Below are 15,236 nucleotides of genomic sequence, written 5' to 3'. Positions count from 1 at the left end.
GGGCTACTCCTTCACCGCACCCGTCAGCGAAGAGACGTAGTAATCCACGAACAGCGAGTAGAAGATCGCGACCGGGAGCGAGCCGAGCAGCGATCCCGCCATCAGCGCACCCCATTGATAGACGTCGCCGGTGACGAGCTCGGTCAGGATCGCGACCGGCACCGTCTTGTTGGCGCCGCTCTGGATGAAGGCGAGCGCGTAGATGAACTCGTTCCAGGACAGCGTGAAGGAGAAGATGCCGGCCGAGATCAGCCCGGGCACCGCGAGCGGCAGCGTGATCCGGCGCAGGATCTGCAGCCGCGTGGCGCCATCGACCAGCGCGCATTCCTCGAGCTCGTAAGGAATCGACTTGAAATAGCCGATCAGGAGCCAGGTGCAGAACGGCACCAGGAAGGTCGGATAGACCAGGATCAGGGCCAGCGGCGAGTCGAACAGGCCGAACTGCACCACCACGGTGGCGAGCGGAATGAACAGGATCGACGGCGGCACCAGATAGGCGAGATAGATGCCGAGGCCGACATAGGGGCTGCCGCGGAAGCGCAGGCGCTCGATCGCGTAGGCCGCCAGCGTCGACGCGATCAGCGACAGCGTGGTCGAGCCGATCGCGACCAGCATCGTCGTCTTCAGCCATTGCGGATAGGCGGTGTTGAACAACAGATGCTTGATGTGCGCCAGGGTCGGCGAGGAGATCCAGAACGGGTTGTTGTCCCGGTAGTTCATCAGCTCCGCGTTCGGCTTGAACGAGGTGATCGCCATCCAATAGAACGGAAACAGCAGGATCAGAACGAAGCAGCCGAGCGGCAGGTAGATCATCATCAGCCGCCGCAGCCCGGAATCCCAGGCCATGGTGTCGGGCGGCGCTTTTGCGTCCGCGACGGTCGATTGCGCGACGGTTTCAGTCATTGGCCTCTCCCTGCTGCCATTTGCGGCGCGCCAGGCCGAAATAGGAGAACAGCGTCGCGAACACCAGGAACGGGATCATCGACACCGCGATCGCCGCGCCTTCGCCGAGCTCGCCGCCGGCGATGCCGCGCTGGAACGCCAGCGTCGCCAGCAAATGCGTCGAGTTCACCGGACCGCCGCGGGTAATGGCGTAGACCAGCTGGAAGTCAGTGAAGGTGAAGATGATCGAGAACGTCATGACGATGGCGAGGATCGGCAGCATCATCGGGAAGGTGATGTAGCGGAAGCGCTGCCAGGCGCTGGCGCCGTCCAGCATCGCGGCCTCGTAGAGCGAGGGCGAGATGGTCTGCAAGCCCGCCAGCAGCGAGATCGCGACGAAGGGAATGCCGCGCCAGATGTTGGCGGCGATCAGCGAGAACCGCGCCGGCCAGGGCGAGCCGAGGAAGTCGATATTGCTGTCGCGCCAATGCAGAACGTCGACCAAGAGGTACGAGATGATCGAGAACTGCGGATCGTAGATCCACCAGAACGCCAGCGCCGACAGCACCGTCGGGACGATCCAGGGCAGCAGCACGATGGCGCGCAGCAGGCTCTTGAACGGGAAATGGTTGTTGAGCAGCAGGGCGAGCCAGAAGCCGAGCGCGAATTTTCCGAAGGTCGCCACGGCCGTGTAGAACACGCTGTAGAACACCGCGTTCCACCACAAGGGATCCGTGAGCAGGTACTGGAAATTCTCGATCCCGACATAGATGCCGCGACGGCCGATCGTGGTGTCGGTGAAGGCGAGCCAGACGCCGAGGCCGAGCGGGTAGGTCAGGAATACCGTGAGCAGCCCGAGCGCGGGCGCGAGGCACATCACGATCAGGAACGGCTTGTAGTCGAACAGGCGCACGATCCAGTTCGGCTGTCGTTGCGCCAGTGCGTGGGAGGAGAGGGTGGTCACGGACATAGATTGGTTTGTCCCGTCTGAAGTGTCACGACACCGTCATTGCGAGCGAAGCGAAGCAATCCAGTCTGTCTCCGCAGTGATCGTCTGGATTGCGTCGTCGCAAGTGCTCCTCGCAATGACGGCGGCTCTGTCGTCGTCGCTCTACCGCTGTCGCCGGAAGTAGCGCTTGCAGCGCTGCTCGGCTTCGGCGGCCGCGGCCTCCGGCGTGGCGGCGCCTGTGGCGACGGAGGCGCACATCTGAATCAGCACGTAATCGGCGCTGACCGCGCCGGTCGCCGTCGAGATCGGCCCCTTGTAGCCGTCATAGTAAGTGCTGTTCATCGTGTTCTTGAACAGGCTCACCTTCGGATCCTGCGACCACACGGCGGCCTCGGCATAGGCGGCCAGCGGCTGCGACCAATAGCCGGAATTGGCGTTGAGCCACGGCTCGTATTGGTCCTTCTCCAGCATGTATTGCAGGAAGGCCTTGGCGGCATTGGGGTACGGGCTGTGCTTGAACACCATGGCGTTCAGCGTCAGGCCCGCCATCGGCGAGACCTTGGCGAGGCCCTTGGGCAGCAGCTGATGCTCGCTGTCCTCGGCGATGGCCTTGGTGGCCGGATCGTTCTTCAGCGAGAAGTACAGTGAGACGCCGTTGGCCGTCAGCGCGATCTCCTGAGAGGAATAGGCCCGGTTGTTGCTGACGTCGTTCCAGGACGGCGTGCCGGCGATGAAGGTCGGATACAGTTCCTTGACCCAGTTCAGTGCGGCGATCGTCTCCTTGCTATTGATGGTGACGTTGCCTTCCTCGTCGAGCAGCGAGGCGTTGTGCGACCACAGCGCCCAGTTGGCGAAGCCGTTGCCGTCGCCCTTGGCGTTGCCGAGTGCGAAGCCGGCCGGCTTGCCGGCCTTTTGCAGTTTGCGGCAGAGGTCGAGCACGCCGGCATGATCTTCCGGAACCTTGTCGAAGCCGACCGATTGCAGGACCGACTTGCGGTAGATCAGGGGACCTGCGGTGGCGCCGAACGGCAGTCCGATCCAGGACTCGCTCTTGTTCTTCTTGCCGTAGCGTTGCGCCAGCGGCAGCCAGCCGCCGTACTTCTTGCCGAGATAGTCGGCGACGTCGGTGAGCTCGATCAGCTTGTCGATGTAGATGTGAGGCGCGTCGGAGAAGCCGATGATGATATCGGGGCCGGCGCCGGAATTCGAGGTCACCGCGGTCTGCTGGTTGATGTCCTCCCAGCCGACGAAGTCGACCTTGACCTCGACCCCGGTGTCCTTGGTGAACTTTGCCGCATTGGCGCGGAACACGTCCTCGTCCGCCTGGACGAAGCGCACCGGGCGCAGCATGCGCAAGGACGCGCCCTTTTCGATCTCGCGCTTGGGTGCCGGGACGTCGGCAGCCTTGATAGCGGATGTTTGCGCTGCAGCACCGGTGGCCGCGAGCGTTGCAGCGGACAGGCCCAGCGCCAAGGCATCACGACGTGTGATGTCGTTCCTCATCAGTACCTCCCTATGATGTCTCCCTTCCCGGCGTTGATCGCCGGTGAAGGGCCGTTTCGGTCGTGGGCGCTTGCTGCGCCGCCCGCCTAGCTGTTCGGCCCGCGGTCCATGCTGACGGGCTGCCAGCGGCGGAGCGCGGTGGTCTGCAGCACCGACGGATTGACGCAGCTTACCGGCCACATGCCCTGGAGCACCAGTGACAATTCGTAGCCCACCCGGCGCTTGCGCGCCTCGTCGAACCGTGCCGAGGCCGAGGCGACATGGGCGGTCAGGGTCACGTTCTCCATGCCGAGCAGGGGATTGTTGTGCGAGGGCGGCTCCTTTTCCAGCACGTCGAGGGCGGCGTGCGCGATCCAGCCCTCCTGCAGCGCCTTGATCAGGCTCTCCTCGTCCACGGTGGCACCGCGGCCGGTGTTGATGAAGATCGAGCCTTTCTTCATCTGTCGGAAGTGCTTCTCGGTCAGCATGTGGTGCACCTCGGGCCGCGCCGGGGCATGCATCGAGACGAAGTCGGATTGCGACAGCACCTCGTTCAGCGTCGCCGGGATCACGCCGTGTTCGTACATCAGCGTTTCCTGGATGAAGGGATCGTAGGCCATCATTCGCAGGCCGAAAGGCGCGGCGCGTTTCGCGACCGCACGCGCAACCCGGCCGAACGAGATGAAGCCAAGCGTCTGGCCCATCAGCCTCGGGATTTTCAGCAGCGCCGGCCGGCCCTCGGCCCAGCGGCCGTCGCGCACCATGCGGTCCTGCTCGACCAGGCGGCGGAAGCCGGCGAGCAGCAGCATCATGGCGTGGTCGGCGACCTCCTCGATGAAGGTGTCGGGAATGTTGGTGACCGGAATGCCGCGGGCCGTGGCGGCCTTGACGTCGACACTGTCGACGCCGACCGAGCCGAGCGTGATCACCTTGCAGCTCTCGAGCGCGTCGATGATGGTCTTGGTGATCGGGATGCCCTTGGCGTAGATCGCGTCGGCGTTCTTCGCGGCGGCGATGAACCCGGCCTCGTCGGCGGGCGCCTCGACGATCTCGGCATCGATCGGATCGAGCGCCTCGCGCTCATAGGAATAATCGCTGCCGGCGACCGTGAAGCTCGCACCCTTCGGCGTCACCACCCTGTATTTCGGCATTATCTGCTCCCGATTTGGTTTCTTGTCGTGGTCCGCCTCGACGAGCGGGCCTTTGCGTCTTTTACGCGAAATTCGGGCAAGTGCGTACAATTCACGGTTGTTGCGGGTGAGGTATATTTCCGTTTTTCCGTGCAAGCCCCGGGCTTCTACGGAGGTGCGTAAGTAACTTGCTAAGGGCTCCGCCACTAAGACTTGATTCGAATTTGATCGATCTCGTCATGCGCCCGTACCCCAATATTGCCGGAGCTAACCCCGTGAAGTTGAGCAATCTGAAGATCGCCCCGAAGCTTGGCATTCTCGTTGGAGTCACGCTGTTCGGCCTCTGCATCTCCGGAGTTCTCGCCGGCTATCTGATGAAGCGCGAGATGGTGAATGCGCGCATCGACCAGGCCAAGGCGATCGTCGAGCTGGCGCGCAACTATGCCGCCGCGTTGAAGAAGCGCGTCGATGCCGGCGAAATGACGAAGGACGCCGCTATGGCCGAGCTTCGCCGCTACGGCAACGCGATGACCTATGACAAGGGTGCCGGCTACCTGTTCGGCACGTCCTATGACGGTCTCACCCAGCTTGCGCCCGATCCGAAGGTGATCGGCACCAACCGAATGGACGTCGTGACCAACGGCCGCAAGCTGTCGCTGGAATTGATGAACGGCGTCAAGGCCAACGGCGAGATCCTGCTTCACTATGAATATATGAAGCCCGGCCAGGAAACGCCGATCCGCAAGATCGGTTACGCGGTCGCGGTCCCCGGCTTCGATATGTATCTCGGCACCGGCGCCTATCTGGATGACATCGACGCCAAGATGGGTCCGGTCTACTGGCTGCTCGGCCTGGCGGTGCTCGGCATCGTCATCGTTGCCGGCAGCGTCGCCTGGATGATCGGCCGCGCACATCAGTGCTCCGCTCGGGCTGCTCGGCACCCGGATGCGGGAGCTGGCCGACGGCAAGCTCGAAGGCGACATCCCCGGCGTCGGTCGTGGCGACGAGATCGGCGCGATGGCATCGACCGTGCAGATCTTCAAGGACAACGCGATCCGCATCCGCGACCTCGAGAAGACCGACGCGGACGCCAAGGAACGCGCCGCGGCGGATCGCCGCAGCGCCATGGAGGAGATCGCCAACGATTTCGAGCGCAGCGTCAACGGCATCGTCCGCTCGGTCTCCTCGGCCGCAGCCGGCATGCAGACCACGGCGCAATCGATGACCGCGACCGCCAGCGATGCCTCCTCGCGCGCGGCGACCGTCGGTGCCGCCTCGCAGAAGGCGTCCGGCAATGTTGGCACCGTTGCGGCCGCCGCCGAAGAGCTGTCGAGCTCGGTTGCGGAAATCTCCCGCCAGGTGACGCGCTCGACTGAAGTTGCGAGCCGTGCCGTCAGCGATGCCGAGCGCACCAACGCCACGGTGCAGGAGCTCTCCACCGGTGCCGAGAAGATCGGCGAGGTGGTCAAGCTCATTCACTCGATCGCGGCGCAGACCAACCTGCTCGCGCTCAACGCCACCATCGAGGCGGCGCGTGCCGGCGAGTCCGGCCGCGGCTTCGCCGTGGTCGCCTCCGAGGTCAAGGCGCTCGCCAACCAGACCGCGAAGGCGACCGAGGAGATCTCCGCCCAGGTCGCGGCGATGCAGACCTCGACCAGCGATGCGGTGTCGGCCATCTCCGGCATCACCCAGACGATCGCCGAGATGAGCGAGATCACAGCCGGCATTTCCGCATCGATCGAGCAGCAGGGCGAGGCGACGCGCGAGATCGCCCGCAACATCCAGTCGGTCGCGGCCGGCTCGAGCGAGATCAACGCCCATATCGGCAGCGTCACCTCGGCCGCCGAAGCGACCGGCAGCGCGGCCAGCGATGTGCTCACCAACGCCCGCGAGCTGGACACCCAGTCCGGCGCGCTGCGCGATGCCGTCGATGGCTTCCTCGCCAAGGTCCGCGCGGCGTAAATTCTTACGCTGAATTCGTAGGGTGGGCAAAGACGCGAAGCGTCGTGCCCACCTTTTCTTTTTGAGTACGGTGCGACTCTTCGTGGGCACGCTGCGCTTTGCCCACCCTACGAGACCGTTCTACTGCTTCTCGATCTTCGCGTTGGCGATCAGCTTCTCCCACAGCACCAGCTGCTCGTTCACGAAGGTGCCGAGCTGCTCCGGCGTGCCGGAAAAAGCGTCCATGCCGAGCGTGGCGAGCTTGGCCTTGATCTCCGGGTTCTCGATGATCTTGCGGATCTCGGTGTTGACCCGGGTCACGATCTCCTTCGGCATGCCGGCCGGGCCGAAATAGCCCTGCCAGGACGTGATGTCGAAGTCCGGCACGCCGGCCTCCTGCATCGAGGGCAGGTGTGGCACCAGCGGCGTGCGGTTCTTGGTGGTGACGGCGAGCGCGCGCAGCGCGTTGCCGTTGACATGGGGCAGGCCGGTCAGGATGTCGACGAACATCATCGACACGCGGCCGCCCATGACGTCGTTGAGCGCCGGCGGCGAGCTCTTGTAGGGCACGTGCAGCAGGTCGAGCCCGGCATTGTGCGCGAAGGTCGCGCCCGACACGATCGCCGCCGACGAGCCCGAGGCGTAGCTCAGCTTGCCCGGATTGGCCTTGCCATAGGCCACCAGCTCTCCGACCGTCTTGGCCGGCACCTCGGGATTGATGACCAGCATGAAGGGCAGATCGCCGGTGCGGGCAATCGGGGTGAAATCCTTGACCGGATCGTAAGTGAGGCTCTTGAGCAGATAGGGATTGGCCGAATGCGTCGTGTTGGTCGTCACCAGCAGCGTGTAGCCGTCGGGAGCAGCCTTCGCGACATAGGTCGCGGCAAGCATGCCGTTGGCCCCCGCCTTGTTCTCGATCACGATGGGAACGCCGAGCGCCTGCGACAGATGCTGCGAAATCAGTCGCGTCGTGGTGTCGGTGCCGCTGCCGGCCGCGAAGGGCAGCACCAGCGTGATGTTGCGGCTGGGATAGGTGTCGGCGTGAGCGGTGGATGCTGCCGTGAGGCATAGCGCGGTCGCGGCGACGGTCCGCAGGTTTCGAATCAGCCCTGAAATCATGTCGGTCGTTCCCTCTTTTTGGTTGGCGGGGAACCTAGCTTGTCCAAAGGGGAATCGGAAGATGGCTATAGGTCGTGACCGCGTCCGTCGCGCGGAATTATGTCATCGCCGAGCCCCGCCGCGATGCAAGCACGACTCCGGCGAGCACCAGGGCGTAACCGATTAGGTGGAACGGCTGGAGCTTCTCGCCCAGCAGCACGATCGCCAGCGCCGAGCCGAACACCGGCACCAAATGGAAGAACGGCGCCGCCCGGTTCGGCCCGATCAGCGCCACGCCGCGGTTGAAGAAGAGATAGGCGAGGGTGGAGGGGAAGATCAGGATGTAGCCCAGTGTCGCCAGCGTGGTCGCGTCGAATTGCAACACGCGGCCGCTCGCCGCCTCCCAGATTGCCGTCGGCAGCAGCATCGTCGCGCCGCAGCAGGTGGTGAAGGACAGGAAGGAGAGCTGGTGGATCTTCGGCCGGCGCGGGATGAAGGCCGAGTAGAGCCCGAACGCCACCAGCGAGGAGGCGAACATGATGTCGCCTCTGTTGAAGCTGATGCTTGCCAGCGCCGCGAGGTCGCCGCGCAGGATGATGATCAGCACGCCGAGCAGCGAGATCGCGATGCCGCCGAGCTGCGCGCCGGTCAGCCGCACGCCGAACAGCACCAGCGACCACAGCGCCACGAACAGCGGACCCGCCGACTGGATCAGCAGCGCATTCAGCGCCTCGGTGTATTGCAGCGCCCAGTACGAGATCGCGTTGTTGAAGGCAAAGCCGACCAGCGACAGGAACAGCATCAGGGGCATGCTCTTGCGCAACGCAGGCCAGTCGCGCTTCAGATGCGGCCAGGCGAACGGCAACAGGATCAGGAACACGCCGAACCAGCGGATCGTGGTGATCGTCAGCGGCGGCACATGCGCCCCGACATGGCGCGCGAGCACGATGTTGCCGGCCCAGAACAGCGAGCTAAGGCTGAGCAGCAGATAAGGCTGGTTGTTGAGCCAGCTGGCCGGATTGGCGGCCGGTGGCGCGGGCGAAGCGGTCGTCATGGGCGTTGGATACAACTTGCGCCCGATTGCCGCGATGGCACAAGTCACAGCGCCGCAATGCTACAATGCAGCCGAGCCCTAAGGAGGTGCCATTGGCGGTCAATATGTTGAACATCGAGGGCCTGGAGCGGCTCGATCCGAATGCGCCGGTGGTGATGCTGAACCTGATGCGCTTCCACGCGCGCTCGCTCGATGGCGACGGGTCGGGCTGGGACGCATACTTGCGCTACAGCGCGATCACGGTGCCGATGATCAAGGCGCGCGGCGGCACGCTGCTCTGGACCGGTGAAGGCAAGGCGGTCGCACTCGGTCCGCACGCGGGCAACGATTGGGACTTCGTCGCGCTGGTCCATTACCCGTCCGTCTCGGCCTTTCTCGACATGATGACCTCGCAAGCCTACGAGCGCGAAGCCGATCCGCATCGCGTCAACGGCTGCGCCGAGCACGTGATCATTGCGACGAGCGAGGCGTACAGCAAGTTCAAAACGAAGTAGCAGCGCGTGCACTTTTCCCCTCTCCCCTTGTGGGAGAGGGTGGCTCGCCGCGTAGCGGCGAGACGGGTGAGGGGTCTCTCTCCGCGAGTCCACTCCCAATTGAATGCGCGGAGACAACCCCTCATCCGGCGCTTCGCGCCACCTTCTCCCACAAGGGGAGAAGGGAAGTGCAGCGAGCGCTTCGATGAAGCCGCCTAACTTGCCTGCTTTCGCGACGCCGCGAACACGCCCGCCAGCACCAATGCGAAACCGATGAAGTGGAACGCCTGCGGGTGCTCGCCCAGAAACGCCATCGCCATGATCGAGCCGAACACCGGCACGACGTGGAAGAACGGTGCGGCGCGGTTGGCGCCGATCAGGCGCACGCCGCGATTGAAGCAGAGATAGGCCAGCGTCGAGGGAAAGACGGCGACGTAGAACAGCGTCAGGAGGTTCGGCCCGTCGAGCTTCATCACCGGGCGAGCGGACAGTTCCCAGATCTCCAGCGGAATGAGACAGGCGGCGCCGCAGCCGAAGGTGAAGGCGAGGAACGAGAGGCCGTGCATCGGCGGCCGCCTCAGTGACAGCACCGAATAGAGCGCGAAGATCAGGAGCGCGAGCAGGAAGATCAGGTCGCCCTTGTTGAAGTCGATGCTCGACAGCGTGGTGAAATCGCCGTGCAGCAGGATGGTCAGCACGCCGCACATCGACAGCAGCACGCCGAAGGCCTGCGCGGCGGTGAGACGAATGCCGAGGATGACCAGCGACCACAACGCCACCAGCAGCGGCGCGGCCGACTGCAGCAGCAGCGTGTTGAGCGCCTGGGTGTGCTCCAGCGCCCAATATTGCAGCGTGTTGAAGGCGCCGATGCCGGTGACCGAGAGCGTGACCATCAGGCCGAGCTTGCCGCGGATCGCCGGCCAGTCCTGCATGAGATGCTTCCAGGCGAACGGCAGCACCAGCAGGAAGGCGAAGAACCAGCGCAGGAACGACAGCGTGACCGGCGGAATGTGGCCGGCGGCGAGCCGCCCGACGATGGCGTTGCCGGCCCAGCACAGCGCGGTAATGCTGAGCAGCAGATAAGGCTGGTTGGCGATCCAGCTGTGGCCGGATGTTTCCGCGCGCGTGGTGTGGCCGGTGGCGGACATTGTGATGGTTGGGCCCCGCGTCGACTACGCCGAGCCCTCCGGCCCGGCGAGGTCCGGGCCGGCTGATCACCCGGCAGGTCCAAAGACACGGAAAACGAGGTTGCATCAACGCCGACGGGCGCATCGCGACCATGCTGGCGGCGAAGGCGGCCTCTCAGGCTTTGGTCGAAGCTGCTGCGCCGGTCCGCCAGGGTTCGGGATTTTCCGCGGATATCAAGGGCTTGGGCCGGACGTTGGACCCCGAAAAAGCCCCGTTCTTGCTTGCCTAGAAGGGCTGCTTCCTTTATCCGGTTGGCTGCCTTGCGTGCGGGCGGCTCCGGCTGCCGATTGGGCTGGGCGCAGGCGTGATCCCGGAAAAGTGGGCACCGGTTTTCCGCGAGGATCATGCCTTCTAGAGACAGATTGAACAGGATTACCCGCGAATGGCCAATGTTGTCGTCGTCGGCGCCCAGTGGGGCGACGAAGGGAAGGGCAAGATCGTCGACTGGTTGTCGGAGCAGGCGGATATCGTCGTCCGCTTCCAGGGCGGCCACAATGCCGGCCACACGCTGGTGATCAACGGCAAGACCTACAAGCTCGCGCTCCTGCCCTCCGGCGTGCTGCGCGGGGGCAAGCTCTCGGTGATCGGCAACGGCGTGGTGTTCGATCCCGCTGCCTTCCTCGACGAGGTCGCCAGGCTCAGGTCGCAGGGCGTCGATGTCAGCCCCGACAACCTGCGTGTCGCCGAAAACGTCACGTTGATCCTGCCGCTGCACCGCGAGCTCGACGCGCACCGCGAATCCGCCAGCGCCGCCACCGCGATCGGCACCACCCGCCGCGGCATCGGCCCGGCCTATGAAGACAAGGTCGGCCGCCGCGCCATCCGCCTGATGGATCTTGCCGATCATCAGACGCTGCCGCACAAGATCGACCGCCTGCTGGCGCACCACAACGCGCTGCGCCGCGGCCTCAACCTGCCGGAATTCGACGGCGCCGTGATCCTGAAGGAGCTGATGGCGATGGCGCCGCAACTCCTGCCCTATGCCGAGACGGTCTGGCGGCTGCTCGATATCGAGCGGCGCGCCGGCAAGCGCATGCTGTTCGAGGGCGCGCAAGGCGCGCTGCTCGACGTCGACCACGGCACCTATCCCTACGTCACCTCGTCCAACACGGTGGCGGCCCAGGCCGCCACCGGCGCCGGCCTCGGGCCGGGCGCGGTCGGCTACGTGCTCGGCCTGTGCAAGGCCTACACGACCCGCGTCGGCCAGGGCCCGTTCCCGACCGAGCAGGACAACGAGATCGGCCGCAAGATCGGCGAGCGCGGCCGCGAGTTCGGCACCAATACCGGCCGCCCGCGCCGCTGCGGCTGGTTCGACGCCGTGCTGGTCCGCCAGGCGGTCCGAACCTGCGGCATCAATGGCCTGGCGCTGACCAAGCTCGACATCCTCGACGGATTCGATTCGATCGAGGTCTGCACCGGCTACAGGCTCGACGGCAAGGAGATCGACCATTTCCCGGCCGGCGAGGGCGCGCAAACCCGGGTCGAGCCGATCTACGAGACCATCGAGGGCTGGAAGGAGCCGACCGCCAATGCGCGGTCCTGGGCCGACCTGCCGGCGCAGGCCATCAAATATGTCCGGCGGATCGAGGAATTGGTGGGATGTCCGGTCGCGCTGCTTTCCACCAGCCCGGAACGCGAAGATACTATCCTGGTGCAAAATCCGTTTGAGGCTTAACGATATCTTACCGGGACGCGCGTATAGTTGAGTAGAAATGGCTGATTACTATCCGCTGATCGCCCGCGCTATTGCCGCCCTGGACCCCAACGCTCCCGGCGAAAGCCGTCGCGCGCTCTATGAACGGGCGCGCACGGCCCTGATCGCGCAGCTGCGCAGCGTGCAGCCGCCGCTCTCCGAATCCGAGATCACCCGGGAACGGCTGTCGCTGGAGGAGGCCGTCCGCAAGGTCGAATCGGAGGCCGCCCAGCGGGCCCGCGAGGCCTCGCGTCCCGGTGGCGCCGCCCGCTCCGGCTCGAGTGGCGATGCCTTCCGCCGCGCTAGCACCCGTGCCACCGAGGCGAGCCCGGCTGCGGCTCCGCCGCGCACGCGTCCGGCCCCGACGCCGCCGCGCGCCGACCGCCCGTCCTTCAACGTCGATGATCAAGGCGAGGCCCCGCGGCCGCCGCGCGCGCCCCGTTTCGACGCCCCGCGCCCACCTGGCCCCGCCGCCCCGCCGCCGGAGCCGCCGGCCGGCCGCGATCGCCAGGGTGGGCGGCGTCCGCCCGACGTCGGCCCGCCGCCGCCGCTGCCGTCCTCACCCGGCGTGCGCGGCTTCCGTGACATCACGGCCGACGCCAACGATCTCGGCGGTGCCGCCGCGCAGGCCAGCCGCGCCGCGCGCCGCACCTACGCCAACGTGCCCTCGCCCTCGCCGGAATTCGACCGGCTGGAGCCGAGCCTGGAAAACCGCGCCGGCGAGACCGAAGCGCCCTATTCCTACGACGAGTCGATCGAGGAGGCCGAGCGCTACGCGCCGCAGCCGCCGTCGCCGCGTCCGCGCATCGCCCCCGATCGCGACGTCAAGAAGCGCGCCCGCACCGGCTCCGCCTTTCCGTTCAAGAGCGCGATTGCCGTCGGCATCGTGCTCATCCTGGTCGGCGCCGGCATCCTCTGGGGCAAGCAACTGGTCCAGATCGTCAACGGCTTTCTCAAGCCGTCCGCGACGCAAGTTGCGGATACGCCGACCCCGGCGCAGCCGCAGAGCAAGCCCAAGATTCCCGATCGGGTCGGTCAGCCCTCGGCGGACCAGCCGGTCGCGCCGGTGGCGCAGAAGGTCGTGCTCTACGACGAGGATCCGTCCGATCCGAAGGGCAAGCAATATGTCGGCTCGGTGGTGTGGCGGCTCGAGCCGATCAAGGCCTCGGGCAACCAGAAGGCCGATGTCTCCGTGCGCGCCGACATCGAGATTCCCGACCGCAAGTTCAAGATGACGATGTCGTTCCGCCGCAACACCGATTCCTCGTTGCCGGCGAGCCACACGGCGGAGCTGACCTTCATCCTGCCGCAGGATTTCCCCGGCGGCAGCGTCTCCAACGTGCCGGGCATCTTGATGAAGTCGAACGAGCAGGCCCGCGGCACGCCGCTCGCCGGCCTCGCGGTCAAGGTCACCGACGGCTTCTTCCTGGTCGGCCTCTCCAATGTCGATGCCGACCGCGCCCGCAACGTCCAGCTCCTGAAGGAGCGCTCCTGGTTCGACGTGCCGCTGGTCTACGCCAACCAGCGCCGCGCCATCATCGCCATCGAGAAGGGCGCCCCCGGCGAGCGCGCCTTCAACGACGCCTTCGCGCAGTGGGGCGATTAAGGCTCTTCTGTCATTCCGGGGCGCGCGTAGCGCGAACCCGGAATCCATTTCACCGCGTCACATGCCGCCCGATGGATTCCGGGCTCGTGCTTCGCACGCCCCGGAATGACGTCCGAGAGGACTACTGCGCCGCGGCTTCCCGCTTGCGCGATGCCGCGGCGGCGGCGTGCTGGCGGTCCATCACGGCGCGGCAGCCGGGGCTGACCTGCGCCTTGTTCCGCACCATGCAGGCGGTGATCCGCGGGATGTCGGGAATCTCGCTGGAGCACAGCCGCATGGCGTCACCCGAGCACATCTGCTGGGCTTCTTGCGTGAAGGCGAAACTGGGTGAGGTCTGGAGAGCGAAGGTGGTGGCGACTGCGAAGAGCGAAGCGATGGTCTGAAGGCGTGTCATGTGGAATGGATCCCCGAGTTCCCTTAAGGCTTGAGCCGCTTGGTTTTGGGGCGCCGCACGCGGCTTGATCTGCCGCATGTCGCAGCCTTCACATCGGGAGCTTCGATCCCGCGTGTGGTCGCTCGACTTCTTGATGCTCGAATCGAAAGTGCTGCGCCGCCCGAGCGAAGTATGCGCCATTGTCACGCGCCCGCAATGGCCGGCACAAAGGAATTCGCAATTGTTGCACGCCAGTCACGTCGCGCGATCGGATCAGCCGATCGGAGACGCTTGTTCCTCATCGCTCGCGCCGAGAGCGGCGGCGTGCTCCTCGACAGCGGTGACGCCCTTGGGCGTCAGCTCGAACAGATCGCCGTCCTTCATCACGTAGCCGTCGGCGATCAATTGCCCCATCTTGCCCTGCGGGTCGTCGGCAAAGGCAACGGATTGGCTGATGTCCCGCAGGATCGAGAGCTCTTCGTCGTGCAACATGGCGTCACTCTCCGTTCGCGGGTATGGGTCCGTCCTCACATGCCGTGGCTCTGAAACACCTTGCTGCAGGACTTCGACAGCTTGGCCCGGTTGGCTTGCAGGCAGCTCTGCACCGCGCCGTCATTGCCGAGGTCCTTGCGGCAGAAGCGCTGGGCATCGCGCGTGCAAGCCTGCCGCTCCTGCGGCGTGCCCATATGGCCTTGGGCCAGCGCGGGTGCCGTCGGCAGGCTGCTCAGGGCCGCCAGCGCGATCGTCGCCAGGAGAAATTTGCGGGCCATCGGCGGCTCCAGTCTGCCAGGGGTCAATTCAGGTCCAGCATGAACTCATCGCCTTGCCACTTGTTCCCCTTAAGGAGCCCGGCGCCCGCTGTTCAAGGTTCCCGCTGCGCTGCTATAACGCCTGCAGAGTGTGAGGTGCTTGATGAAACGCTATCTGGTATTTGCGCTGGTCGTCCCATTCATCGGCGGGTTCCTACTGCTGCTGACGACGACCTACCAGTCCGGCTATTGGGCCCAGACCAACCTCGGCGAGGTCGGCAAGCTGTTCGCGGTGTTCTTCAAGACGCTCCAATACAGCTACCTGTTCGGGTTCTTGCCTGCGCTGATGATCGGCGCAGTCGATGACATCCTGATCCACATCCGCCGGATTGGGCCGGTCTTGCGGATGCTCCTGGTCGGCCTGTTCGCCTTCGCTCTGGCCTCGCTCACCCACAGCTCGCGCGGGCCGGATTCGGGCGCGGTGCAGTTCATCCTGTACGGGCTCGTCGGTTTCGTGCCGGCGGTGATTTCATCCTGGCTGGTGCATCGCTACGTCGAGGAGCCGCAAGCCGCGCCGGTGCCGACCTGACGCGCGGCGTTCGGGCGCGGCCGCAACCT

At 65.5% G+C, this 15,236-nt stretch carries 14 protein-coding genes and 1 pseudogene; 5 read left to right on the top strand and 10 right to left on the bottom strand.

Annotation, left to right across the window (positions count from 1 at the left end; translation table 11 throughout):
* Positions 1-3: 3 nt before the first annotated feature.
* The 4 genes from N2605_RS28655 to N2605_RS28640 all read right to left on the bottom strand — a co-directional run bounded on the left by N2605_RS28655 (position 4) and on the right by N2605_RS28640 (position 4,464).
* The gene (locus N2605_RS28655) at positions 4-903 is read right to left on the bottom strand and encodes a carbohydrate ABC transporter permease (RefSeq protein ID WP_035998862.1); all 900 of its coding nucleotides are present in this window, start codon (positions 901-903) and stop codon (positions 4-6) included.
* The gene (locus tag N2605_RS28650; RefSeq protein ID WP_035998865.1) at positions 896-1,852 is read right to left on the bottom strand and encodes a carbohydrate ABC transporter permease; all 957 of its coding nucleotides are present in this window, start codon (positions 1,850-1,852) and stop codon (positions 896-898) included. The genes N2605_RS28655 and N2605_RS28650 overlap by 8 nt, the downstream gene beginning before the upstream one ends.
* 141 nt (positions 1,853-1,993) lie before the next feature.
* A complete protein-coding gene (locus tag N2605_RS28645) occupies positions 1,994-3,334 on the bottom strand; it encodes an ABC transporter substrate-binding protein (protein ID WP_057028022.1) in 1,341 nt (446 codons plus the stop codon).
* Between the two features lie 86 nt (positions 3,335-3,420).
* Positions 3,421-4,464 carry a C-terminal binding protein gene (locus N2605_RS28640; protein WP_260344203.1) on the bottom strand — a complete coding sequence of 348 codons (1,044 nt, stop codon included), beginning with the start codon at positions 4,462-4,464 and terminating at the stop codon, positions 3,421-3,423.
* A gap of 254 nt (positions 4,465-4,718) precedes the next feature.
* On the opposite strand from N2605_RS28640, the pseudogene N2605_RS28635 reads away from it, so the two are divergent.
* Positions 4,719-6,405 (top strand): annotated as a pseudogene (locus N2605_RS28635) (methyl-accepting chemotaxis protein).
* A gap of 120 nt (positions 6,406-6,525) precedes the next feature.
* Here N2605_RS28635 and N2605_RS28630 read toward each other — a convergent pair.
* A complete protein-coding gene (locus N2605_RS28630; protein WP_260344202.1) occupies positions 6,526-7,503 on the bottom strand; it encodes a Bug family tripartite tricarboxylate transporter substrate binding protein in 978 nt (325 codons plus the stop codon).
* A 97-nt stretch (positions 7,504-7,600) separates the two neighbouring features.
* Positions 7,601-8,536 carry a DMT family transporter gene (locus N2605_RS28625; protein WP_036022066.1) on the bottom strand — a complete coding sequence of 312 codons (936 nt, stop codon included), beginning with the start codon at positions 8,534-8,536 and terminating at the stop codon, positions 7,601-7,603.
* A gap of 104 nt (positions 8,537-8,640) precedes the next feature.
* Here N2605_RS28625 and N2605_RS28620 point away from each other — a divergent pair, with 104 nt between their 5' ends.
* Positions 8,641-9,030: a DUF1330 domain-containing protein gene (locus N2605_RS28620; RefSeq protein WP_192893391.1), complete on the top strand. Its 390-nt coding sequence runs from the start codon at positions 8,641-8,643 to the stop codon at positions 9,028-9,030.
* A 194-nt stretch (positions 9,031-9,224) separates the two neighbouring features.
* On the opposite strand, the gene N2605_RS28615 is transcribed toward N2605_RS28620, so the two are convergent.
* Positions 9,225-10,157 carry a DMT family transporter gene (locus N2605_RS28615; RefSeq protein WP_260344200.1) on the bottom strand — a complete coding sequence of 311 codons (933 nt, stop codon included), beginning with the start codon at positions 10,155-10,157 and terminating at the stop codon, positions 9,225-9,227.
* Positions 10,158-10,579: 422 nt separating this feature from the next.
* Here N2605_RS28615 and N2605_RS28610 point away from each other — a divergent pair, with 422 nt between their 5' ends.
* Together N2605_RS28610 and N2605_RS28605 are read left to right on the top strand one after the other, a co-directional pair.
* Positions 10,580-11,872, top strand: a complete 1,293-nt coding sequence (locus tag N2605_RS28610) for an adenylosuccinate synthase (RefSeq protein ID WP_109142544.1) — start codon at positions 10,580-10,582, stop codon at positions 11,870-11,872.
* Between the two features lie 37 nt (positions 11,873-11,909).
* Positions 11,910-13,496: a hypothetical protein gene (locus tag N2605_RS28605; RefSeq protein ID WP_260344199.1), complete on the top strand. Its 1,587-nt coding sequence runs from the start codon at positions 11,910-11,912 to the stop codon at positions 13,494-13,496.
* 121 nt (positions 13,497-13,617) lie between these two features.
* On the opposite strand, the gene N2605_RS28600 is transcribed toward N2605_RS28605, so the two are convergent.
* The 3 genes from N2605_RS28600 to N2605_RS28590 all read right to left on the bottom strand — a co-directional run bounded on the left by N2605_RS28600 (position 13,618) and on the right by N2605_RS28590 (position 14,639).
* On the bottom strand, positions 13,618-13,890 hold the full coding sequence (locus N2605_RS28600) for a hypothetical protein (protein WP_036022099.1): 273 nt from the start codon (positions 13,888-13,890) through the stop codon (positions 13,618-13,620).
* A gap of 252 nt (positions 13,891-14,142) precedes the next feature.
* The gene (locus tag N2605_RS28595; RefSeq protein ID WP_035998908.1) at positions 14,143-14,361 is read right to left on the bottom strand and encodes a PIN domain-containing protein; all 219 of its coding nucleotides are present in this window, start codon (positions 14,359-14,361) and stop codon (positions 14,143-14,145) included.
* 35 nt (positions 14,362-14,396) lie between these two features.
* Positions 14,397-14,639, bottom strand: coding sequence for a hypothetical protein (locus N2605_RS28590; protein WP_036022082.1), 243 nt, complete (start codon positions 14,637-14,639; stop codon positions 14,397-14,399).
* A 142-nt stretch (positions 14,640-14,781) separates the two neighbouring features.
* Here N2605_RS28590 and N2605_RS28585 point away from each other — a divergent pair, with 142 nt between their 5' ends.
* Positions 14,782-15,207, top strand: coding sequence for a DUF5413 family protein (locus N2605_RS28585; RefSeq protein WP_035998913.1), 426 nt, complete (start codon positions 14,782-14,784; stop codon positions 15,205-15,207).
* The last annotated feature ends 29 nt before the right edge of the window (positions 15,208-15,236 follow it).

It is taken from the genome of Bradyrhizobium yuanmingense (genome assembly GCF_025200905.1).
Classification (GTDB): Bacteria; Pseudomonadota; Alphaproteobacteria; order Rhizobiales; family Xanthobacteraceae; genus Bradyrhizobium; species Bradyrhizobium yuanmingense.
The sequence above is the reverse complement of the archived record's forward strand: the minus strand, read 5'-3'. Positions and strand labels throughout refer to the sequence as shown.